This window comes from Hafnia alvei (assembly GCF_964063325.1).
GTDB classification, from domain to species: domain Bacteria; phylum Pseudomonadota; class Gammaproteobacteria; order Enterobacterales; family Enterobacteriaceae; genus Hafnia; species Hafnia alvei_B.
The window spans coordinates 3,352,089-3,374,526 of the sequence record NZ_OZ061315.1 but is presented as its reverse complement, the minus strand read 5'-3'; the positions used below and the strand labels follow the sequence as shown (position 1 = coordinate 3,374,526).

19 protein-coding genes are annotated in these 22,438 nt (G+C 47.9%); 9 read left to right on the top strand and 10 right to left on the bottom strand.

Annotated elements, in window-relative coordinates; all coding sequences use genetic code 11:
• Positions 1-47: 47 nt before the first annotated feature.
• On the top strand, positions 48-755 hold the full coding sequence (gene hda / locus AB3Y96_RS16060; RefSeq protein WP_040045459.1) for a DnaA inactivator Hda: 708 nt from the start codon (positions 48-50) through the stop codon (positions 753-755).
• A gap of 84 nt (positions 756-839) precedes the next feature.
• Here hda and AB3Y96_RS16055 read toward each other — a convergent pair whose 3' ends face one another.
• Genes AB3Y96_RS16055 through AB3Y96_RS16045 form a run of 3 tightly spaced genes read right to left on the bottom strand, consistent with a single transcriptional unit; the run spans position 840 to position 3,283 of the window.
• A complete protein-coding gene (locus AB3Y96_RS16055) occupies positions 840-1,418 on the bottom strand; it encodes a GNAT family N-acetyltransferase (protein WP_367299676.1) in 579 nt (192 codons plus the stop codon).
• A 14-nt stretch (positions 1,419-1,432) separates the two neighbouring features.
• Entirely contained in the window at positions 1,433-1,789 is a 357-nt protein-coding gene (arsC, locus tag AB3Y96_RS16050; RefSeq protein ID WP_367299675.1) for an arsenate reductase (glutaredoxin), read from the bottom strand.
• Between the two features lie 9 nt (positions 1,790-1,798).
• Positions 1,799-3,283, bottom strand: a complete 1,485-nt coding sequence (locus AB3Y96_RS16045; RefSeq protein ID WP_072310585.1) for a M48 family metallopeptidase — start codon at positions 3,281-3,283, stop codon at positions 1,799-1,801.
• Positions 3,284-3,581: 298 nt separating this feature from the next.
• Here AB3Y96_RS16045 and AB3Y96_RS16040 point away from each other — a divergent pair, with 298 nt between their 5' ends.
• A complete protein-coding gene (locus tag AB3Y96_RS16040) occupies positions 3,582-4,646 on the top strand; it encodes an AI-2E family transporter (RefSeq protein WP_072310531.1) in 1,065 nt (354 codons plus the stop codon).
• A gap of 66 nt (positions 4,647-4,712) precedes the next feature.
• On the opposite strand, the gene bcp is transcribed toward AB3Y96_RS16040, so the two are convergent.
• Both bcp and AB3Y96_RS16030 read right to left on the bottom strand, forming a co-directional pair.
• A complete protein-coding gene (gene bcp, locus AB3Y96_RS16035) occupies positions 4,713-5,183 on the bottom strand; it encodes a thioredoxin-dependent thiol peroxidase (protein ID WP_040045465.1) in 471 nt (156 codons plus the stop codon).
• A complete protein-coding gene (locus AB3Y96_RS16030) occupies positions 5,183-5,755 on the bottom strand; it encodes a glycine cleavage system transcriptional repressor (RefSeq protein WP_072310586.1) in 573 nt (190 codons plus the stop codon). The genes bcp and AB3Y96_RS16030 overlap by 1 nt, the downstream gene beginning before the upstream one ends.
• A gap of 143 nt (positions 5,756-5,898) precedes the next feature.
• Between AB3Y96_RS16030 and dapA the strand changes: the two genes are divergently transcribed.
• From dapA to ypfH, 7 genes are all read left to right on the top strand, one after another.
• Complete coding sequence (dapA, locus tag AB3Y96_RS16025; RefSeq protein WP_072310532.1) at positions 5,899-6,780, top strand: 4-hydroxy-tetrahydrodipicolinate synthase; 882 nt, start codon at positions 5,899-5,901, stop codon at positions 6,778-6,780.
• A 16-nt stretch (positions 6,781-6,796) separates the two neighbouring features.
• Positions 6,797-7,849 (top strand): outer membrane protein assembly factor BamC, encoded by a 1,053-nt coding sequence (gene bamC, locus AB3Y96_RS16020; RefSeq protein ID WP_072310533.1) that lies wholly within the window; start codon positions 6,797-6,799, stop codon positions 7,847-7,849.
• Between the two features lie 165 nt (positions 7,850-8,014).
• Positions 8,015-8,728, top strand: a complete 714-nt coding sequence (gene purC / locus AB3Y96_RS16015; RefSeq protein WP_072310534.1) for a phosphoribosylaminoimidazolesuccinocarboxamide synthase — start codon at positions 8,015-8,017, stop codon at positions 8,726-8,728.
• Between the two features lie 196 nt (positions 8,729-8,924).
• Positions 8,925-9,803 (top strand): neutral zinc metallopeptidase, encoded by an 879-nt coding sequence (locus AB3Y96_RS16010; protein ID WP_367299674.1) that lies wholly within the window; start codon positions 8,925-8,927, stop codon positions 9,801-9,803.
• A gap of 121 nt (positions 9,804-9,924) precedes the next feature.
• The gene (locus AB3Y96_RS16005) at positions 9,925-11,904 is read left to right on the top strand and encodes a tRNA(Met) cytidine acetyltransferase TmcA (protein ID WP_367299673.1); all 1,980 of its coding nucleotides are present in this window, start codon (positions 9,925-9,927) and stop codon (positions 11,902-11,904) included.
• 361 nt (positions 11,905-12,265) lie between these two features.
• Positions 12,266-15,118, top strand: a complete 2,853-nt coding sequence (locus AB3Y96_RS16000) for an autotransporter outer membrane beta-barrel domain-containing protein (RefSeq protein ID WP_367299672.1) — start codon at positions 12,266-12,268, stop codon at positions 15,116-15,118.
• Between the two features lie 326 nt (positions 15,119-15,444).
• Positions 15,445-16,131, top strand: coding sequence for an esterase (gene ypfH / locus AB3Y96_RS15995; RefSeq protein WP_367299671.1), 687 nt, complete (start codon positions 15,445-15,447; stop codon positions 16,129-16,131).
• Positions 16,132-16,197: 66 nt separating this feature from the next.
• On the opposite strand, the gene AB3Y96_RS15990 is transcribed toward ypfH, so the two are convergent.
• The 5 genes from AB3Y96_RS15990 to acrD form a co-directional block, all read right to left on the bottom strand.
• Positions 16,198-16,383 carry a YpfN family protein gene (locus tag AB3Y96_RS15990; RefSeq protein ID WP_025797467.1) on the bottom strand — a complete coding sequence of 62 codons (186 nt, stop codon included), beginning with the start codon at positions 16,381-16,383 and terminating at the stop codon, positions 16,198-16,200.
• Entirely contained in the window at positions 16,371-17,060 is a 690-nt protein-coding gene (locus AB3Y96_RS15985; RefSeq protein ID WP_072310539.1) for a M15 family metallopeptidase, read from the bottom strand. Before AB3Y96_RS15985 ends, AB3Y96_RS15990 begins: the two co-directional genes overlap by 13 nt.
• Entirely contained in the window at positions 17,057-18,187 is a 1,131-nt protein-coding gene (gene dapE, locus AB3Y96_RS15980; RefSeq protein ID WP_367299670.1) for a succinyl-diaminopimelate desuccinylase, read from the bottom strand. The genes AB3Y96_RS15985 and dapE overlap by 4 nt, the downstream gene beginning before the upstream one ends.
• A complete protein-coding gene (locus AB3Y96_RS15975; RefSeq protein ID WP_072310541.1) occupies positions 18,184-18,570 on the bottom strand; it encodes an ArsC family reductase in 387 nt (128 codons plus the stop codon). Before AB3Y96_RS15975 ends, dapE begins: the two co-directional genes overlap by 4 nt.
• A gap of 533 nt (positions 18,571-19,103) precedes the next feature.
• Positions 19,104-22,253, bottom strand: coding sequence for a multidrug efflux RND transporter permease AcrD (gene acrD, locus AB3Y96_RS15970; RefSeq protein WP_072310542.1), 3,150 nt, complete (start codon positions 22,251-22,253; stop codon positions 19,104-19,106).
• Between the last annotated feature and the right edge of the window lie 185 nt (positions 22,254-22,438).

The window sequence follows — 22,438 nt, the reverse complement described above, 5'->3', positions numbered from 1 at the left end:
GTTTATGTGTTAAACTGGCGGCGTTTTTTTGCCTGTTTTGGTTTGAGGTGCTTCTGAACACGCCGGCACAGCTTTCACTGCCACTTTATTTGCCTGATGACGAGACTTTTGCGAGTTTCTATTCGGGAGAGAATTCTTCTCTGCTAGCCGCATTGCAGGGTGCTTTGCAGCAGGAGCATGGTACTTATATCTATTTCTGGTCGCGTGAGGGCGGAGGGCGCAGCCATCTGTTGCATGCGGCCTGTGCTGAACTTTCCCAACGCGGCGAAGCCGTGGGCTACGTGCCTTTGGATAAACGCGCCTACTTTGTGCCTGAAGTGTTGGATGGCATGGAGCAGCTTTCTTTGGTTTGCATTGATAACATTGAATGTATCGCCGGAGAAGAAGAGTGGGAAATGGCGATTTTCAATCTCTATAATCGCATTCTTGAAACTGGCCGTACTCGGTTGCTGATCACTGGCGATCGCCCACCTCGTCAGCTTAATCTTCATTTGCCCGATTTGGCTTCGCGCCTGGACTGGGGGCAAATTTATAAACTTCAGCCGCTTGGCGATGAGGACAAACTCTTAGCGCTACAGCTGCGTTCAAAGCTGCGCGGGTTTGAGCTGCCTGAGGACGTAGGCCGATTCTTATTAAAGCGGTTGGATCGTGAAATGCGAACCCTTTTTATGACGTTAGATCAGCTGGATCATGCGTCGATAACGGCGCAGCGTAAGCTCACTATTCCGTTTGTGAAAGAGATATTGTCGTTGTAGGGCGCTTTTAGCTTGGGCGGTAAGGTTTCGTACGTTGAAAATACGGGCGAAATCTTACACAGAATCAACATGAGTAGTCAGTTCCTAATCCCGCATTTTGCTCTCAAGCCCCGCCTTCACGATTCCCCATTCATCATCAATAATACTAAACCGCACCGAGTTGCGTTTTCGGCCATCTGGCATGATACGTTCGTGGCGGATTATTCCCTCTTGCTGAGCACCGATGCGTAAAATAGCTGCGCGGGAACGTGCGTTGTTTTCATCGGTGGTGAACTGTACGCGAACACAGTTCATCATTTCAAACGCATAGCTAAGCAGCAGGTATTTTGCTTCGGTATTGATGCCTGAGCGTTGGAAGGAGTGGCTCAGCCACGTATGACCAATTTCGAGTTTCCGGTTGGCAGAATCAATTTTCCAAAATCGGGTGTAGCCGACCACTTTGCGGCTGTCGGCATCGACGATAACAAACGGCATCTGACTGCCGTTTTCACGCTGTTCAAAAGCATGGGTGAGATATTTATCAATGGATTGCGGGCTTGGAATGACCGTTAGCGTCATTTCCCACAGTTGCCCGTCTGAGGCGGCATCGATAATTGGCTGGCGATGTTCAACCTGCAGCGGGTGAAGCTCGACACGTTTGCCTTTCAAGACGGGCTGTTCCATATGAAAACCTCGCGTTAGAGAATGTCTAATACCTGCTCTGGCGGACGACCAATACGGGCTTTTTTGCCTTTAACCACGATTGGGCGCTCGATCAATTTCGGGTTGTTGATCATGGCGCCGATAAGCTGATCTTCAGTTAACGATTCATCGGCAAGGCTAAGTTCTTTATACAGATCTTCTTTATGGCGCATCAGCTGACGAGCGGAGGTGAATCCGAGTTCTTTCAGCAGCGTTTTCAACGTTGCAGCATCGGGAGGTGTCTCCAGATAATGCACGATAGTTGGCTCAATACCTTGTTCTTTTATCAGCGCGAGTGTTTCACGGCTCTTAGAGCAGCGTGGGTTGTGATAAATCGTGACGTGTTGTGACATAGGTTTTCCTTAGCGGCCTCCGCGTTGATACTGCTTGAAGCTTTGTTGTAGTTGGCGCAGTTGATCGATACGCGCGTCGTAGCGCGCCTGTTTTAGGCTGCCAACCGGCATCAGGGCACTGGCGTTGCTGAGTAAGCCAATCGCTTGATCCAATTGTCCTACCAGCGCCAAACTTTCTGCGCGGGCGGATAGCTCTTCATCACGGATCCCCTGTGCGGCGCTGGCCTGAGCGAGAATGTCCCAGCCGTTGGGATCGTTTGGATGATCAAAAGTGTAGCGATAAAGAATGCGTGAAGCTTTGGCAGGCTGGTTGCCTTCAACGTAGGCATTTGCCAAGTTGATTTGTAACACGGGTTCGTTGCGGTTTTTTGCGAGTGCTGATTCTAAACGCGCGATAGCCGCCGGGGCTTTCTTCTGCTCTAAATCGATATCGGTCATCAGGTCGATAAACCAGATATTGTTTGGCTGGCTATCGAGCAACGGTTGCAGCATTTTACGCGCATCATCATATTTATTCGCTTGGCTGAACAAAATGGCTCGGCCATAGCGAGCGGCGGTTTGTTCGCGTACGTTGCCGTTTTCCATCGCTTTAAGAACATCTTCAGTCAGGTAGGTATTTCCATCCTGCCCGCCGCTGTACATGCCTAGCGCGCGCACTTTCGCTAATAAGTAGTCTTGTGACGACTGAACGGGATGCGGTGGCATCTGGTTTGCACGGTTGCGGGTGTCGGATAGGCGGCTGTCTGGCAGGGGGTGAGTCAGCAAAATTTCAGGTGGCTTCGATGAATAGCGCGATTGATCGGACAGCTTTTGCAGAAAACTTGGCATGGCCTGCGGATCGAAACCGGAACGCTGTAGAACCTGAAGACCGATGCGGTCAGCTTCTTGCTCATTTTGCTGAGTGAAGCTGATCATATTTTGTTGGCTACCGGCTAAGGTACCGCTTAAGGCCGCCATACCCGCCTGTGGGCTGGCCATCGCGAGCAATATTGAACCCAGCGCGCCAACCCAAGTTAATGGTGCCGTACGCTGTTGCTCTTCCATCGCACGGGCTAAATGGCGCTGAGTCACGTGGGAAATTTCATGCGCCATGACCGAAGCCAACTGGCTTTCGTTATCGGTATAACGGAATAGCGCGGAGTGTAAGACCACGTTGCCGCCGAAGAAGGCGAAGGCGTTGATTTCGTCATTGCGCACTAAATAGAAATGAAACGGCGTACGTACCGAATGGGCATGGGACACCAAACGCATCCCCAGTCCGTTGATATATTCAATCAATAAGGGATCGTTGATAAGCGGCGTACTGGCACGGAGCTGGCGCACGTAAAAATCACCCATTGCTAGCTCTTGGTTGATGCTGAGCGTGTTCCCTGCGGTAGTACCAATGTCAGGTAGTTGGTCATCGTTTGGATCTGCTTGGCTTGGCATGGAGCCAGTCAGCAATAAACCAGCAACTATCGTCGCGATAACCGATGTTTTAAACCGAGAAGTCATAAGAGACAGTTCCATTCAGTTTCATCTATACCCATGTGGGGATTTTTTGCTTGGCAGAAACACGAATCATTAGGATACAACGTATTGGTTTGTTATCCGCAATGGCATTTTTGACAGCAAAGGCCTGTAAGAGTTCTTCTTAACTACGCCACTCTCTATTACACTCATTCTGCCATCATAGTAGGATCGACTCCACGCCGCCATGACAGCAAAATCATCATTTTACGTTATTGGCTTTTCGCCACCTCTTTTCAAGGATAATAAACTGTACGCTTGTGCAGCTTAAGGAGTGACCCGCATGCTTGATATGTTAATGCAGTGGTATCGACGACGTTTTACCGATCCACAGGCAATAGCATTACTGACTATCCTGCTCGTCGGCTTTTGTATCATTTATTTTTTCAATGGGATTCTGGCCCCGCTGCTGGTGGCTATTGTTCTGGCCTATCTGTTGGAATGGCCAACGCATAAACTGCAGCTGATTGGTTTTTCGCGCGTATGGGCCGTGGTTGCCGTGCTGATTGCATTTGGCGGTATTACGCTGCTGTCTGTTTTTGTCATTGCTCCGGCGGTTTGGCAGCAGGGATTTAATCTATTAGCCGATATGCCGAAAATGGTGACGCGCTTCTATGAGTTTGCCGCAACGCTGCCAAGGCGCTATCCGGCGCTGATGGATGCGGGCATTATTGATATGGTGGTAGAGAATACCCGCGCCAAGTTGGCGGTGATGGGAGAATCGGTGGTGAAATTATCACTGGCATCGCTGGTGGGGCTTCTTACGCTGGCGATTTATCTTATTCTCGTGCCGCTGATGGTATTTTTCCTGCTGAAAGACAAAGAGCAAATGCTGAATGCCGTTCGGCGAGTGTTGCCGCGCGATCGCGGATTGGCTGGGCAGGTTTGGATCGAGATGAATCAGCAAATCACTAACTATATTCGCGGCAAAGTGCTCGAAATGGTAGTGGTGGGCGTGGCGACCTATCTGGTTTTTCTGGTTGTAGATTTGCATTATGCCTTGCTGTTGGCCGTGCTGGTTGGGTTCTCGGTACTGATCCCGTATATCGGTGCGGTGTTGGTGACGATCCCCGTGGTCATTGTTGCGTTGTTCCAATGGGGACTTGGCGCCGATTTCTGGACGCTGTTTGTTGCTTATCTGGTTGTGCAAGGCTTGGATGGCAATCTGCTCGTTCCGCTGTTGTTCTCCGAAGCGGTGAACTTGCATCCGCTGGTGATCATTCTTTCGGTGATTATCTTTGGTGGACTATGGGGATTTTGGGGCGTTTTCTTTGCGATTCCATTGGCGACGTTGGTAAAAGCAGTGATCCACGCATGGCCTGACGAGTTTATTTCCGAAGCGGATTAATCGTTAGTGATCTAGAAAAAACAACGCCCTGCATGCAGGGCGTTGGCATTTTAAAGCAAAGGTTGATTAACCGTTGTTTTTGACGTAGTCCAAAACGATATCGTGGTGATTGCTGGTTTTGAAATCGTCGAATACGTGCTGAACTTTGCCTTCTTCATCAATCAGGAAGCTGATGCGGTGGATGCCGTCGTAGGTTTTACCCATAAAGGATTTTTCACCCCATACGCCAAACTCTTCGCACACTTTGTGATCTTCATCAGATAGCAAGGTGAAATTAAGCACTTCTTTTTCTACAAAGCGGGAAAGTTTTTCTGGTTTATCGGTGCTGATACCGAGCACTTCTACGCCCAATTTTTTCAATTCATCCATATTGTCGCGCAGTCCACAGGCTTGAACGGTACAGCCTGGAGTCATGGCTTTTGGATAAAAATAGACTAAAACTTTCTGACCTTGGAAGTCGGTCAAGCTGATTTGCTCACCATCTTGATCTAACAAGGTAAATTTAGGAGCGATGCTACCGGCTTTCAATGGGCTCATTACTGCTCTCCGTCTTTATCTTCATGCAGGGAATAGTTCACCACGTTTATACTGCCTTGCGCACTGAGCTCTGTACAGAGCTTCTCAAAAGCTTGCTCAATACTTTCTGCATCTTGGCTGGCAGGGCTGTGTGCTGTGATTTGAATATACAATTTTGGCGCCGCGGAGTCTTGGCTTAGTTGGGTTTTAGAAACCAGTTCGGCAATATTCATTTGGTGCGAATCGAACAAGTCGGTGAAGCGCTCGATGATGTGCGGGGAGTCTTTGACTTCAACCTGCACCCATACGGTGGCTGGCATGGTTGGGCGTTCATGCCACGTTGTGCGTTTCATCACGATCAGTAAATCCATCTCAACGCCCTTGAGCGGTAAAGTCGATTCAATGAGGGTAATCGCATTCCAGCTACCGGATAACAGCATGATAAAAGTAAACTCTTCGCCCAACATTGCCAAACGGCTGTCTTCAATATTGCATCCGCAGCTGCTCACGTGGCGGGTGATATTATTGACGATACCGGGGCGATCTGCGCCTAAGGCTGTAATGACTAAATAGTGTTGATTGGGCTGTGGCAAGAGCATTCTTCCTGACTTTGTGATGGTGTCCCAAGGTAAACACAAAAAAAACGCCTCGACAAGCAGTTAGCACATAGATGTTTACTTGCTTTGCGATCGCTTTCAAAAGTACCATGAGGAACCTGTTTGTGGAGGGACTGTCAATGTTCACGGGAAGTATTGTTGCGCTGGTTACGCCGATGGATGACAAAGGTCAGGTCGATCGCGCTAGCTTGAAGAAATTGATTGATTATCATGTGTCCAGCGGGACGTCTGCGATTGTATCCGTAGGAACCACCGGCGAATCTGCCACGCTAAACCACGACGAGCACGTCGATGTGGTGCTACAGACGCTGGATCTTGCTGATGGCAGAATCCCTGTGATTGCTGGCGCTGGAGCAAATGCTACCACGGAAGCGATTGCTTTGACCGAGCGCTTCAATAATACGGGCGTCGTTGGTTGCTTGACGGTCACGCCGTATTACAATAAGCCAATGCAGGAAGGTTTGTTCCAGCACTTTAAAGCTATCGCTGAACACACTGATTTACCACAGATTTTGTATAACGTACCTTCGCGTACGGGATGCGATATGCTGCCAGAAACGATTGCGCGTTTGGCAGAAATTAAAAATATTGTTGCTGTAAAAGAAGCGACCGGGAACTTAAGTCGTGTTAGTCAGATCCAAGAACTGGTCAACGACGATAGCTTTATTTTGCTAAGCGGCGATGACGCAACGGCTCTGGACTTTATGCAACTGGGTGGTCAGGGCGTTATTTCTGTCACAGCAAACGTCGCTGCGCGTGAAATGGCTGAACTCTGTAAGCTTGCCGCCGAAGGTGATTTTGCTAAAGCGCGTAAGCTGAACCAGCGTTTAATGGCGCTGCATCAACAGTTATTTGTAGAAGCAAACCCGATACCGGTGAAATGGGCCTGTAAGGTATTGGGACTCATAGCAACCGACACGATGCGTTTACCAATGACGCCAATTAGCGATAAGGCTCGTCCTGTCGTAGAACAAGCGCTTAAACACGTCGGCTTGCTGTAACTCTTAGGGAGATTGAATGGCTTACTTAGTACAAAAGTCGGCGGTAGCGACTGTCGTTGGCATTTCTTTGGTGATGATGCTGTCTGCATGCTCGACCGATCAGCGCTATAAGCGTCAGGTGAGCGGCGATGAGGCTTATCTTGATGCCTCAACGCTGTCCGAATTGAAAACGCCAGCTGGGATGATTCTGCCGGTGCAAAACGGTGCCTATGATGTGCGCTTAAATGTGGCTCAAGGCAACGTAGGCAAGGCGTTGGATATTCGACCACCGGCGCAGCCATTGGCTCTGCTGAACGGTTCGCGTGGCCAGTTTGTTAATGGCGCAGCGATTGTCTTAGTAGAGAGCACACCGGGAGCAAGTAGCCTGTGGTCTCAGGTTGCGCAGGCAGTACAAGGGTTAAATTACCCGATTGCCAGCCGTAACGATGCGGGACAAACGCTGACTACCGACTGGATTAATTTCCAGCGTGGCGATGAAGACGTGCAGTATCAGGGGCGCTATCAGGTGACTGTGCAGCCACAGGGTTACCAAACAGCCGTTGTCGTTAAGTCCTTGGGCTTGAAGCAGGGCGATACGGCGATCACTGAGGATTCACAGACTCAGCGTTACGCGGTTTCGGTGCTGAACGATATTGTCAGTGGTTTGGATAAATATCAAACCGATCAGGCTAATGCGCGTGCCAATCGTCAGGTAGGCGATATTGATGTGCAGAGCGGCGCTGATGATACGGGCCTACCGGTGTTGATTGCGCGCGCGCCTTACACTGCGGTTTGGGATCGTCTACCGGCCACGCTTGAACACATCGGTATGAAAGTGACCGATCGTAGCCGTCCACAGGGTACAATCTCCGTGACCTACAAATCGATCGGAAGCAGTAGCTGGGACGATCTGGGCGCGAAAGATCCTGAGCTGAAAGAAGGTGATTATAAGATTCAGGTCGGCGATTTAGATAACCGTACCAGTCTGCAATTCCTTGACAGCAAAGGGGCTCCACTGAGCCAGTCGCAGAACGATGCGTTGGTGAGTGTGTTCCAAGCTGCGTTTGCGAAAGTAAAAGTTAGCCAGTAATCGCGCAAACCATAGAAATGTAAAAAGGGGCTTCGGCCTCTTTTTTTATTTCATTTTTTTAATGCGCAATCGTTTGGCTGGCGTATAATGCCCCTAAATTGATGCGCTTTGACCCAAAGCTGCTGATTTCATTTTTTATGTTCTTAAACCTATGGAGTAAGCAAAATGCAAAAGCTCGCTGAGTTGTATCGCGGCAAAGCAAAAACCGTGTACACCACTGAAAACCCGGATTTGCTGATTCTTGAGTTCCGAAATGATACATCAGCACTGGATGGCCAGCGCATTGAGCAGTTTGATCGTAAAGGTATGGTTAACAACAAATTTAACCATTTCATCATGAGCAAACTGGAAGAGGCGGGGATCCCGACTCAGATGGAGCGCTTACTCTCTGATACTGAAGTGCTGGTGAAAAAGCTGGAAATGGTTCCGGTTGAATGCGTGATCCGCAACCGTGCCGCAGGCTCGCTGGTGAAGCGTTTGGGAATTGAAGAGGGGACGCCTCTCAATCCGCCACTATTCGATCTGTTCCTGAAAAACGACGCCATGCACGATCCGATGGTGAATGAATCATACTGTCGTACCTTTGGCTGGGTGAGCGAAGAAAACTTAGCCACCATGAAAGCATTGAGCTACAAAGTTAACGATGTGCTGAGCAAGATTTTTGGTGATGCGGGACTGATTCTGGTCGATTTCAAACTCGAATTTGGCTTGTTTAAAGGCCAAGTTGTTCTGGGTGATGAGTTCTCACCAGACGGTAGTCGCCTGTGGGATAAAGCAACGCTGAACAAGATGGATAAAGACCGCTATCGTCAGAGTTTGGGCGGTCTGATTGAAGCCTATGAAGAAGTCGCACACCGCATCGGTGTAAAGCTTGATTAAGCCTCCCGCTAAAAAAACCGTGTAAAACAGCAGAGGCGATAGCCTCTGTTGTCATTTTTATGGCCTGCCAATCAGTTGAAATACCACATATCTTTATCTGCAATGATGTATTTCATTATCTGATTCCTCCTTTTTATGGTATTCGCGCCAGCAATTTCCTACCATTAAGGCATCATGTAATTTCTGAGGTTTAACTATGCGCTGGCAAGGGCGTCGCGAAAGCGACAACGTTGAAGATCGACGTGGAGATTCCACGGGTTCGTCCGGTGGTTTAGGTGGCGGTGGTTTTCGTGTGCCGCGTGGTAAAGGTGGATTGGTTCTGCTGGTGGTTGTACTGGTCGCGGGATATTACGGTGTAGACTTAACGCCGCTGCTTAACGGTGAAGCACCCGTTCGTCAAACCCAGACTCAAAGCCAACAGGCTAATTCGCCAGAAGATAATCAGATGGCTAAGTTTACTTCTGTGATTTTGGCTTCAACCGAAGACACGTGGAGCCAGCTATTCCAGAAAATGGGGAAACAGTATCAAGATCCTAAACTGGTACTCTATCGTGGTGCCACTCGCACTGGGTGTGGTACGGGTCAGTCCGTAATGGGGCCTTTTTATTGTCCGGCAGATAAAACTGTGTATATCGATCTCTCTTTCTACCAAGAGATGAAAGATAAGCTGGGTGCTGATGGTGATTTTGCTCAGGGTTATGTGGTCGCGCACGAGGTTGGGCACCATGTACAAAACCTGCTGGGCATTGAGCCGAAAATTCGGCAGATGCAGCAAGGGACAAGCAAGGCTGAACAAAATCGACTCTCGGTGAAAATGGAACTTCAGGCTGACTGCTTCGCTGGCGTGTGGGGACATTTCATGCAGAATCAGCAAGTGCTGGAGCAGGGCGATCTGGAAGAGGCTCTGAATGCTGCTCAGGCTATCGGTGACGATCGTTTACAACAGCAGAGCCAAGGACGAGTGATCCCAGATAGTTTTACCCACGGCACATCTGAACAACGCTATACATGGTTTAAGCGCGGTTTTGACAGCGGTAATCCAAATAGCTGTAATACCTTCGCATCAGCTAATTGATCACGGTATTCATACCCTGCACATTTATATGTGTGGGGTATTAAATCAACGTGACAGCGCCGCCGTACGCAAGTAATTCGCGTATAATCATCCGCTATCTTTGCTGACAACGTAGACTCTCATGCCGCTTTCTTCTTCTATTCCCTCAATGCAGCGAGCCGGTATTCGCCGTTTACTCATCGTTAGCGGTGATACCGATTGGCACCAGCAGGTTATTGCAGAGATTTTACCCACGCTGTGTTCATCGCTTCTGTGGGTTGGGGAAAGCGCGCTGCAAGGGGTTAGGTCTATTGCTCCCCATCTCGCCAAAGGCGTATTGGGGCAAGAGCTTGGTCACGTGATTTTTAATGCAGCAGCAGGATTTCATGCGGAAGCGCTAGCCGCTGTGGCGGGAGCCATCAGCGCAGGGCATTGGCTTATTATATTAGTTCCTGAATGGGAACAGTGGGATAGCCAATCGGATCTTGATAGTTTGCGTTGGAGTGAGCAGCCTGAACCTATCGCTACCCCTCATTTCGTTCATCATTTTCAACGGATTACGCTAGAACAGCTGGAAATTGCTATCTGGAAGCAAAATAGCGAGAAAGAAATCCCTGCGCTGAAACGACGCCCTGAGTGGTTGCGCCCAAATGGATTGCCTACGGCCGAGCAGACATATATTTTGCAGGCGCTGTTGAACGATAAACAGCCTATTAACGTTGTGATTGGTGAGCGTGGCAGAGGAAAATCAACGCTGGCGGGGATGCTGGCAGAACGCGTAAAGGGCAAATGCTGGGTAACTGGCCCAAGCAAAATAGCAACGCAAATATTGTCACAACGAGGCGAGGGGATTGAATTCTATGCGCCAGATGCGCTGCTAGAACAATGCCGACAGCAGGCGCCTGTGGATATTGATTGGTTACTAATTGATGAAGCCGCAGCAATCCCTGCACCTATGCTACGTGAACTGATTGCATTTTTCCCCCAGGTTTTATTAACCACAACCGTACAAGGATATGAAGGTACCGGGCGTGGTTTTCTACTTAAATTCTGTGCTTCCCTGCCATCTTGCTGCACCTATTTATTAGATCAGCCGATGCGTTGGGCCATCAGCGATCCCGTCGAGTCTTGGTTAAAGTCTTTGCTGTTGTTTGAGGAGCCACAAGAACCACAAGTACAGAATCTAGAGTTTAAATCGGAAAAGCTGAGTCAGTCTGAATGGCTGTCTTACCCAAAGAAGATGTGCGATTTTTATATGCTCCTCACGAGTGCGCACTACAAAACGACGCCGCTAGATTTGCGTCGGTTAATGGATGGTGTGGGAAACCATCTGTATGGCAGCTTTGCCGGCGACGTTATTGCGGCAGCGCTATGGATGGTTGATGAAGGTGGTTTAGATGAATCACTGGCTAAAGCTGTTTGGGCCGGCGAGCGTCGGCCTAAAGGTAGTTTAGTTGCCCAATCACTCGCAGCCCATGGTGGTCAATGGCAGGCGGCAGTATTGCGTTCTCGTCGAATAAGTCGAATTGCGGTATTTCCAGCATGGCGACGCCAAGGGGTTGCGAAATCGTTGGTGAACTCGGCTGTTCAACAAGCTCGAGAAGAAGGGCTAGACTACGTATCTGTTAGTTTTGGGTATACACCAGAGCTTTATCATTTTTGGCAGCAATGTGGTTTTGAACTCGTGCGTTTTGGCACTCACCTTGAGGCAAGTAGCGGTTGCTATACTGCGATGGCAATATTGCCTTTCAATGAAAACTCGCGATCACTTTTGGATAAACTGCGACTGAGATTACGGCGTGATGGATACTTTATCCAACAAAAGCTCAAACTTCAGCTGCCGCTGAGGGTGGTAAAAGATCTGTCCCTGAACCATGATGATTGGGATGAACTTCACGGTTTTGCGTATTCTTCTCGCCCGCTTGATGTTTCTATTTATGCGCTAATTAGATGTGCGGATAAGCTTTCCAATAATGCTGGTAATTGCATTCTTAATGATTTTATTAATGAGAGTGATAGCGTGGAGTTATTGTGTGAAAAATACAAACTATCGGGGAAAAAAGTGCTCGTAGCTATGCTAAGAAATATTATATCTCATTTTATAAAACATTCTGAAAAATAAGTTGGAGAGTTGCCTTTTATGGTGCGTGTATTATTAATGATGTCACTTTAATTCTTTGTTTTTTCTTTTTAATTTCTTTATTTGTTTGGTGTTTGTTTTTGTTTAATTCATGATTAAAATAATTGATATTATTAACTGGTATTCTAAAATATTTTTATTTTTAGTTAATTTAAATTGTTATCTATTTAAACTGTTTTTTTAGTTGAATTAAATTTACCTCTTAATTATTATTTAATTCCGCTGAACTTTAGCGAACGCACTTTCAAATGGCTGTATATATTTTAAAAGTATCAACAATTCATAACTATATTCATCTCTGATGGGTTATGGATTAACGTTACCTATAATGAGGGAATAACAGATGTCTTCTTGGAAGAAAAAGACGGCTATATCGCGTCTAGCATTGGCTTGCTCGATGGCTATCGCGGCGCAAGCTGCAGTGGCTGCTACAAATGATATTTCAGGTACTACATACGAAACATACGGCCATGATCTTGGTTACGGCAATCATGTTCTTGCAACACCAGGCAGTTCTGTTGATGAATATGTAGATTTTGATGGTTATGTTGGCTGGAATAATACAACAGACGGATATTACGGTGGTGATATCTATCCAGTAATCAATAAATCTGTCGTTAATGGCGTTATCTCAACCTATTATCTTGCTTACGATTCAATCAGCGACAATGACACTTTAAATATCACTAACAGTACTATTCACGGTATGGTCACATCATCTTGTGTAACTGATGAATGTGCTAATGATATTGACCATCAGTTGGGTACACTGCAGCTGACCGTTGATAATTCAACGATCGATGATACCTATGAGCATTATGATTATGACGTGACTAACAATGATGTTCGCGATCACGATCTTTATAATACCTACGGATTGGGTAATGCAATTACTCTGGATCAGGAAGCAAATGTTGTTATCCAGAATAATTCCCACATCGCAGGTATTACCCTAACGCAGGGATATCATTGGGCTGATGATGTTACCAATAATCCAGCAATCTTTACCGATACTCTGACGGTTAAAGATTCTGTTGTCACTTCAGGTGCGTATTCTGAGCTGGATAAAGATGGTTTTTATGGTCAATCAGCCAGACCAAGTGACTATTCAAGCAGCGCTTATCTGAATGCTGATGATGTTGCATTGGCTGTGATCGCCAACCCTAATTCCGATAATTCAATGCAGACTACGGCAACGTTTGATCATTCAACATTGACTGGTGATGTTATTTTCTCCAGCAACTTCGATCAGAATTTCTATGCTCATGGTTATGATTCTAATGGCGATGGTGTTCGCGATACCAACGGCTGGGATGACCAAGACTCATTGAGCCTGAAATTAGATAATGGCAGTAAATGGGTAGGCGCTGCTGCATCACTGAGTATGGTTGATAGCGATGGTAATGGTGTTTACGATTCATATGCTCGTGGTACTGATGCAACTGCTGATCTGTATGATTATGCGGCGAACAGCATTTGGCCGGGATCGACGTACAGCTATGACGACCCTACAACTGCTGTTGATGAATCTGGCTATGTAGTGGGTAACTCTGTTTACCAGAGTGGGCTGTTTGACGTTACTCTGGATCACGGATCTGAGTGGGACACTCGCAAAGCTTCCAACATTGACACGCTAACTCTCAACAATGGTTCGCAGGTTAACGTTGAAAACTCAAGCTTAGTTGCTGATAGTATCACCTTAAATAATGCATCATCGATGCAGATTGGTGATAGCAATGGCGCTGGTTATACCGACTACAATGGTTATACCTCTGGTGTTGCAACTAACGCACTGAACATCAACAGCGGCAGCCAGGTTAAACTGACTGAAGAAACTGCGTCTCTGTATGCTAATACGATCACTGTCACCAACGGCGGCGAACTGAACTTAGGCTTAGGACAGACCGACACTCACAGCCTGATATTAAGCGATGGCGGTGTCCTGAATGTAGGTAGCCGTGAATACGTCTTGAATTCAGATATGGGTAATGCGCGTTATGTTACTAATGACGTAAATGCGACGGGTTATGACCATGGTGTCGTGGCTATTAACTCTGACGGTCACTTAGCGGTTAACGGCGACGTGAGCGGCAACTACAACGTGCGTATTGATAACGCAACCGGCCAAGGCTCTATTGCTGATTACAAAGATAAAGAAGTTATCCGCGTATACGACAATAATGCTGACACACACGCAACCTTCACTGCGGGCAACAAAGCTGATTTGGGTGCGTACACCTATGAAGCGCAGCAACGTGGCGATACTGTTGTTCTGAACCAGCGTGAATTGACCGATGCGGCTAACATGGCGCTGAGCATTCCTTCTGCGAATGCCAATATCTGGCATATGGAACAGGATACTCTGGAACGTCGCCAGACCCAGACTCGTGATAGCGTGGGTGATGCCGGTGGTGCATGGGTAAGCTACTTTGGTGGCCATGTAGACGCTAACGGCGGCGCGGTTAACTACGATCAGGATATCAACGGCGTTATGATTGGTGTTGATAAAGTGATCGACGGCAACTACGCAAATTGGCTGATTGGTATGTCTGCAGGCTTTGCCAAAGGCGATATTAACGACCATAGCGGTAGCGTCGATCAGGATAGCCAATCTGCTCGTATCTACTCTTCAGCTAAATTTGATAACAATATCTTCTTGGATTCATCATTGAGCTACGCACATTACAGCAACGATTTGGATGCTGATATGAGCAACGGCGACCATACTTCAGGTTCAACCAGCAGCGACGGTTGGGGCTTCGGTCTGAAACTGGGTTATGACATTGCACTTGATACCCAAGGTAAACTGAGCCCGTATGCGAGCGTTTCAGGCCTGTTCATGGATGGCGATAGCTATCGTACCAGCAACGGTATGGCTGTTAACGATCAAAGCTACGACAGCATGCGTTATGAGGCGGGTATCAATGCTAACTACCGCTTCAACTATGCAAACGAGCAGTCTCTGACTCCGTACTTCAATCTGGCTTACGTTTATGACGATGCTGGCAGCAATCACGGCAAAATCAACGGCGACAAGATTGATAACGGTCAAGGTGGTTCTGCAGTGCGCGTCGGTGCAGGCGGACAGTTTAACTTCACTAAGAACTTCAGCACTTACGCTGGTTACAGCTACTTGGGCGGCAGCGATGTTGACCAACCATGGGCTGTTAACGCTGGCGTGAAATACAGCTGGTAATCCATTCATACTAGGAGATAGCTGTATGCAGAGGTTATTGCTAGCGTCCAAGTGATAACTTTTGTGCTGAAAGGATTTCGGGCAGTTATCTGGTATGAACTCCCTCTGTAGCTTCGGCTACAGAGGGAACTCCAATGAATGAAATGGCCTCTCTAAAGAGGCCATTTTTTTGCATTATTTTCTGCTCGTAGAATCAGAGGATTGTGCAAAAAAATAGAACAACATCATCAGGGAAACCCGATTTTCCTGTGAATTCTTCGGCGTATAGTACTCTTCAACAGATGATGTCGATGAATGACATCTTTTTATCCAGCGAGGAGTATCTAATGAAACACGAACATCATGTTGTCCAAAGCCCTGCAACACCGGCAGAGCAGCTGATTTTGCTGTTTCATGGCGTTGGTGATAACCCTGTCTCAATGGGAAGCATTGGCGAGTATTTTGCCCAAGCGTTTCCACATTCACTGGTTGTCAGCGTAGGTTCTCCGCATTTGATCCCAGGTGGTCAGGGGCTACAGTGGTTTTCCGTGAACGGTGTGACGGAAGAGAATCGTATCGAGCGCGTTAATCAAGCGATGCCACAGTTTATTGATATCGTGCGATATTGGCAGCGCGTTGCTGATGTGAATCCAGCTGCAACGGCGCTAGTCGGTTTTTCGCAAGGGGCTATTATGGCTTTAGAAGCCGTGAAAGCCGTATCAAATTTAGCAGGAAGAGTCGTGTCGTTTAGCGGTCGCTTTGCAGCATTGCCAGAGAAAAGTTTGGGCGATACCGTAGTGCATATGATTCATGGTAGCGAAGATCGGGTGATTGCCATTGAAAATGCGCAACACGCGGCAGAAAAAATGCGTGAGCAGGGTTCTGATTTTACTTTGGACATCGAGCCGATTGGCCATGCAATTGATCAGAATATGATGGATTTGGCGCTTGAGCGTTTACGTGCATATATCCCTCAACGCTACTGGGATGAAGCTATAAGTGGGAAACGTGGCGATCTGATTGCGTTTAAATAATTATTTGTTTAATAAACAAAGGGCAACGTAAGTTGCCCTTTGTTATATGGAGAGAAGAACGACGGCTTATTGTTTTTTGGGCCAGTCGTCGTCCTTGTCCCATTCTGCGTTATTGTCACGATGCGGAGGTAACTCAGGCTTATTGCTCAAAAAACTTTTGTGATCGACTTTGAGCAAGGCTTTCATACCATTCCAGACCATCCCAATCAGCACTAGCAGGATTATCCACCAGTAATCGGCTAACCATTGCATGGTTGCCCCCTGTCTTTTACGGTAATAAAACGAGAAAAAACGTCGGACAGATGAGGGATTAGCCAATCTGAACCGGCAATATGCTGCCCTTGCCAGGCATTTTTAAGCACATCCTCAGTAAGCTGATGTTCCGCTAACGTTGAAAGTGGCCGGTAGCTAAGATGCCACGGTTCTACTGCAACACCTTGTTCTCCATCACTAAATGGACGATAGAAACCAAATTGCTCCATATTATCTGTTAACCATTGGCTCAACGCAGAGAAATAACCGCCTTCAAGATATTCCCATGGCTCTAACTGAAGCTTTTTACCCTCAGGTAGAAGGTCGGGATCGTAGATGTCAAGATCGGTTCCCCAGTGATGCCGGCTAGCTCCGGGCAGCGCAGACCAGCGTAAAATGGCACAGCACAGTTCCCCTTCGGTCAGCGTTCTGATATCTAACGGCTGACTATTTTCGTCAAGAACGGCGCGCTCACCTTCGAATTTGGCATTCCAAATGGTCTGTTGACGAGCGAAATCTCTAAACGTACTTGCGGGTTGTAAATTAAATCCCGCATTTTTTGCAGCGCGCTGCAATGCTTGAAAAGCCTCAACGGCTTCAGGCTGCAAACGATGATGCCCACAGAGCACGGCAAGATGCTCTGTGCTTTGTCCGGTCAGCATTGCCATCGTCATCATACGATGAGTTGCTCCATGATTCTTTGGTACATACGGCTGAGCAATTGCAGGTCAGCCGCATGGACACATTCATCAATTTTATGAATAGTGGCATTGACTGGCCCTAGTTCAACCACCTGAGTGCCCATTTGAGCAATAAAGCGTCCATCAGAAGTGCCCCCGGTTGTCAGCAATTGAGGCGTTATTTCTCCGTAATGCTCAATGGCATTAATAACGGCATCAACCAGATGACCACGCGGGGTCAAGAAGGGTAACCCTGATACATTCCATTCTAATTTATAATTTAACTGATGGCGATCTAGCAGGTCTTTTACGCGGGCCTTTATGGATTCTACGGTGGATTCGGTGCTGAAACGGAAATTAAACTGTACATAAAGCTCGCCGGGGATCACGTTATTGCTCCCCGTTCCTGCCGCCATATTGGCAATCTGCATGCTGGTTGGCGGGAAAAATTCATTGCCTTGATCCCAGATTTCATTCACAAGCTCGTGAAGCATGGGAGTCGCTTTATGAATAGGGTTATCAGCAAGGTGTGGGTAGGCGACATGACCTTGAATGCCATGTATGTAGAGATTTGCGGTCATTGACCCTCGACGGCCATTTTTGACGACGTCCCCAACTCTTTCGGTGCTAGAAGGCTCTCCCACCAAGCAATATTCTACTTTTTCTTTTCTCGCTATCAGCTGCTCAACCACTTTAACCGTGCCGTTTACCGCGCTGGCTTCTTCATCTGAAGTGATCAAAAAGGCGAGTCGACCTTGATGCTGTGGGTTTGCTTCGACAAAACGCTCAGCCGCAACCACCATCGCTGCCAATGAACCTTTCATGTCAGCGGCTCCTCGACCATAGATCATGCCGTCGCGTAAGGTGGGTTCATAGGGCGGGTTAGTCCATTTTGACTCGTCGCCGCTTGGAACAACGTCGGTATGACCCGCGAATGCCAGCGTAGGGCCTTTACCGCCACGGCAGGCCCAAAAATTTCGGGTATCACCAAAGGTCATGTCTTCAATGCTAAAGCCAACCGCTTTGAGACGGTCAATTAACAGATCTTGGCAGCCCGCATCTTCGGGGCTAACGGAACGGCACTTTATTAGCTGCTGAGTGAGCTCAAGAACAGGGCAGGTCATCGTATTTTCTCCTCAGCTAAAAATTGTGTGTATTGATCTGGATTAAATCCCAACAACATGCGGTGGTTGTGGACGAGCAATGGGCGCTTGATGATTGCTGGCTGTGCCAGCATTAATTCAGCAGCGGAATCAGCGTTATTGATGCTTTGGCGCACTGATTCATTGAGCTTACGCCAGGTTGTGCCGCGAGTATTAAGCAGTGCTTCCCAACCCAATTGTTCGATAAAGGTGCGTAGAAGTTTCGCATCTAGCCCATCGGCTCGGTAATCATGAAATTGATAGGCGACCTGCTGTTCTTCCAGCCACTTTTTCGCTTTTTTGATCGTGTCGCAGTTTTTAATGCCGTAAAGATAAAGAGACGTATTTTCTGAGTGTGCTGTCATATGGCAGAGTCCCTGTGTTTTAGCTCACGATCTGGCAAATTATTTTATTACTGTGCAGATCGTGATTTGCTCATGTTGTTAAATTATTTAACACATAATGCGGGAAAAAGAGCTCTCGATCCAGAGTGTTAGCCCTAAGAGTGCTCCGACTATGTCAATTTGATCTGTGTGCTTACCTTAATTGCGGTGCCTAGCCATCATATTGATAGAAATATCGAATAGGTCAATTATTCACCGTTGGTCTCTAAAAGGTTATCATGTGCGGGTACTAACTATGTAGGCCACAAAAGACGTAAATATGATTGATACAGAACTGAGCAACTGGAAAGCGTTTATCGACGCCATGTTGCAAAACAAGCACCAGTAATTCTGAAACTGGTCGGGCAGTAAGCTAGTTATGGGTAGTGAGTTTGAGGCAGTCGGCAATGAAGTGATCGTTTTAAGCCCATTTCAGTAATAACTTTGTGATAAGCCAAACACCAAGGGTCATATCCCATAAAAAAGGCAGCCAACCGGCTGCCTTTTCTCATCGGTTACTTTTCATTCGGCGGGACGATCTCTTCAGGCTCAATCGCTGATGCGGTTTTCCCTGGAAAACGGCGACGAACTAAAATGAAGAACACCGGTACGAAGAAGATAGCAAGGAAGGTAGCGGTGAACATTCCTCCTAATACGCCAGTGCCGACAGCATGTTGGCTGCCCGAGCCTGCGCCGTGGCTGATTGCCATCGGTAATACGCCAAAGATAAATGCCAATGAGGTCATCAAAATTGGGCGTAGTCGTAGCCGGCAGGCTTCCAGCGTGGCTTCTAATAAGTCTTTACCGGAACGATGTAGTTCATTGGCGAATTCAACAATTAAGATCGCATTTTTAGCGGAAAGACCAATGATGGTGAGCAAACCGACTTGGAAATACACATCGTTCTCCAGACCACGGATCCACGTCGCGCATACCGCTCCTAAAACTCCTAAAGGTACGACGAGCATGACGGAGAAGGGGATCGACCAGCTTTCGTATAATGCGGCCAGGCACAGGAATACCACCAGCAATGAGATGGCGTAAAGCGCTGGTGCTTGCGCACCGGAGAGGCGTTCCTGATAAGACATCCCCGTCCATTCCAAACCAATACCATTGGGCAACTGGCTGACAAGGCGCTCCATAATATCCATCGCCGTACCGGTACTCACGCCCGTTGCCGCTTCCCCAACGATTTCCAATGCTGCGTTACCGTTATAGCGTTCAAGTCGTGGTGAACCCGACGTCCATGTGCTGTTGGCGAAGGCGGAGAACGGCACCATCGCACCACTGCTATTGTTCACGTACCAACGATAAATATCGTCCGGCAACATACGATAAGGGGCCGCACCCTGAACATATACTTTTTTAACGCGGCCTCGGTCGAGGAAGTCGTTGACGTAGGTCGAGCCCCACGCCGTTTTCAAGGTGCTGTTGATATCATCAATATTAACGCCAAGCGCCTGTGCCTTGCGCTGGTCAATGTTTACCTGCAACTGTGGGCTATCATCCAACCCGTTGTGGCGAACTCGCGTCAAGAGAGGTTCTTTCGCTGCGGCAGCCAGCAGCGTATCACGCGCTTTCATCAGTTCAGCATGGCCGAGGCCCGCATGGTCTTCCAGTTCCATATCAAAACCGGCAGAGTTGCCTAAACCGGAGATCGCTGGCGGGCTGCTGGCAAACACTCTCGCTTCTTTAATTTTACCAAATGCCGTTGTTGCGCGATCAATAATGGCAAACGACGTGTCATCAGGCCCGGTGCGCTCGTCCCAATGCTTTAAACGGACAAACATACGCGCCACATTCTGACCATTACCCCCAGGCCCAGAGCCAATAATTGAGAAGACGGAAACAACGTTTTTCTTCTCATCCTGCAACAGATAGTTTTCAACTTTCTCGACCACTTTAAGCGTTTGTTGCTGTGTTGAACCCACAGGCAACTGGATCTGGGTCATGAAGACCCCTCGGTCTTCGAGCGGTAAGAATGACGTTGGCAAGCGGGTGAATGCGAGTGCTAGACCGACAATAATCAGTAGATACAGCAGCATGGTTTTACCGCTGTTACGAATGACGCGGGCAACACCATTTTCATATTGGCGAGTACTGCGATCAAATACGCGGTTAAACCAGCCAAAGAAACCTCGCTTTGTATGAACTTGCCCCTGTTTAATCGGTTTAAGCAGGGTGGAGCACAGCGCAGGAGTAAGAATAAGCGCAACTAAAACAGAGAAAACCATCGCGGAAACAATGGTGATGGAGAACTGGCGGTAAATGGCACCGGTGGTGCCACCGAAAAAGGCCATTGGTACAAACACCGCGGATAGCACCAGTGCAATACCGACTAGAGCACTCTGGATCTGCGCCATGGATTTTCGCGTCGCTTCCCTAGGCGATAACCCCTCTTCGGCCATGACACGCTCGACGTTTTCGACGACGACGATCGCATCATCCACCAATAATCCGATGGCTAGCACCATGGCAAACATCGTGAGCGTATTGATGCTGTAGCCAAAGGCGTAAAGCACCGCATACGTGCCTAGCAGAACGACAGGCACGGCGATGGTTGGGATAAGCGTGGCGCGGAAATTTTGCAAGAACAGATACATCACCAAAAAGACGAGGAAAATTGCTTCAAATAGCGTTTTAACTACGTCCTCGATCGATGCCTGTACAAACGGTGTGGTTTCGTAAGCATATTCAACCTTCAAGCCGTGGGGGAAATACTGTTCAAGTTCGCCGAGTTTGGCTTTGACTAGCTTGTCGGTGGCTAATTCGTTAGCGCCAGAAGCGAGCTTGATGCTCATCCCCGAGGCTGGCATTCCGTTGTAACGGCTAAGATAGTCATAGTTTTCAGCTCCGAGCTCTACGGTAGCAACGTCACCTAACGTGACGTAAGAACCATCTGCATTGACTCTGAGCGTGATGTCTCGAAACTGTTCCGGCGTTTGCAGCTGGGCTTGAGCATTCATGGTGGCGTTCAGTGCTTGACCATTCACCGACGGTGTTCCGCCTACTTGCCCAACGGCGATTTGATTGTTCTGGGTTTCAATCGCATTAACCACGTTTTGGCTCGTGAGGTTATAGCTATTGAGTTTGTTCGGGTCGAGCCAGATACGCATCGCGTACTGAGAGCCGAAGGCATCGACGCTGCCAACTCCGTCGATACGGCTAATTGGATCTTGAAGATTACTGGCTACGTAATCGGCGATATCCTGTCGCGTCATGCTGTGGTCAGTTGACACAAACGCCACGGTCATCAGGCTGTTATCACCCGATTTTGAAACCGTAATCCCTTGTTGTTGTACGTCTTGCGGCAGCTTACGCGTGGCGCCTTGCAGCTGGTTTTGAACCTGCTGCATGGCTTCGTTGGGGTTTATTCCTGCCTGAAATGTCAGCGTGATTGTTGCACTGCCGGTGCTGCTGCTTTGGGAGGACATATAGAGCAAACCGTCCAATCCCGTCATATTTTGTTCAATGATCTGGGTGACGGTATTCTCAAGTGTTTGCGCTGATGCACCAGGATAAGATGCGCTAATGCGTACCGTTGGCGGCGCTAGATTGGGGTACTGCTCAACGGGCAACGAGTTAATTGCTAACAACCCGGTTAGGCTGATGATAATGGCGATAACCCAGGCAAAAATTGGGCGATCGATAAAGAAATTAGCCACGGGTGAATACCCTCATAACGCTTACTCTTATGCTTGAAAGTGGAAGTCTAGACGTAAACCGATCCATGCTAACGCACTTTATCCTGTTGGCGGGTTCAAAACGTGGAGAAAAAAAGGAGAAATGGTAAATATTTTTTCGTGTCGTATGAATTTACTGCAGTTATTCTCTTTAACTGTATGCTTGC

Coding starts and splice junctions, on each gene's coding strand:
- dapE (WP_367299670.1), bottom strand. CDS start 18,187: ATGACCTGCCCTGTTCTTGAGCTCACTCAGCAGCTAATAAAGTGCCGT.
- bcp (WP_040045465.1), bottom strand. CDS start 5,183: ATGAGCCCATTGAAAGCCGGTAGCATCGCTCCTAAATTTACCTTGTTA.
- AB3Y96_RS16010 (WP_367299674.1), top strand. CDS start 8,925: ATGCGCTGGCAAGGGCGTCGCGAAAGCGACAACGTTGAAGATCGACGT.
- bamC (WP_072310533.1), top strand. CDS start 6,797: ATGGCTTACTTAGTACAAAAGTCGGCGGTAGCGACTGTCGTTGGCATT.
- AB3Y96_RS16045 (WP_072310585.1), bottom strand. CDS start 3,283: ATGACTTCTCGGTTTAAAACATCGGTTATCGCGACGATAGTTGCTGGT.
- ypfH (WP_367299671.1), top strand. CDS start 15,445: ATGAAACACGAACATCATGTTGTCCAAAGCCCTGCAACACCGGCAGAG.
- AB3Y96_RS15990 (WP_025797467.1), bottom strand. CDS start 16,383: ATGCAATGGTTAGCCGATTACTGGTGGATAATCCTGCTAGTGCTGATT.
- arsC (WP_367299675.1), bottom strand. CDS start 1,789: ATGTCACAACACGTCACGATTTATCACAACCCACGCTGCTCTAAGAGC.
- AB3Y96_RS16000 (WP_367299672.1), top strand. CDS start 12,266: ATGTCTTCTTGGAAGAAAAAGACGGCTATATCGCGTCTAGCATTGGCT.
- AB3Y96_RS16005 (WP_367299673.1), top strand. CDS start 9,925: ATGCCGCTTTCTTCTTCTATTCCCTCAATGCAGCGAGCCGGTATTCGC.
- purC (WP_072310534.1), top strand. CDS start 8,015: ATGCAAAAGCTCGCTGAGTTGTATCGCGGCAAAGCAAAAACCGTGTAC.
- dapA (WP_072310532.1), top strand. CDS start 5,899: ATGTTCACGGGAAGTATTGTTGCGCTGGTTACGCCGATGGATGACAAA.
- AB3Y96_RS16040 (WP_072310531.1), top strand. CDS start 3,582: ATGCTTGATATGTTAATGCAGTGGTATCGACGACGTTTTACCGATCCA.
- AB3Y96_RS15985 (WP_072310539.1), bottom strand. CDS start 17,060: ATGATGACGATGGCAATGCTGACCGGACAAAGCACAGAGCATCTTGCC.
- AB3Y96_RS15975 (WP_072310541.1), bottom strand. CDS start 18,570: ATGACAGCACACTCAGAAAATACGTCTCTTTATCTTTACGGCATTAAA.
- AB3Y96_RS16055 (WP_367299676.1), bottom strand. CDS start 1,418: ATGGAACAGCCCGTCTTGAAAGGCAAACGTGTCGAGCTTCACCCGCTG.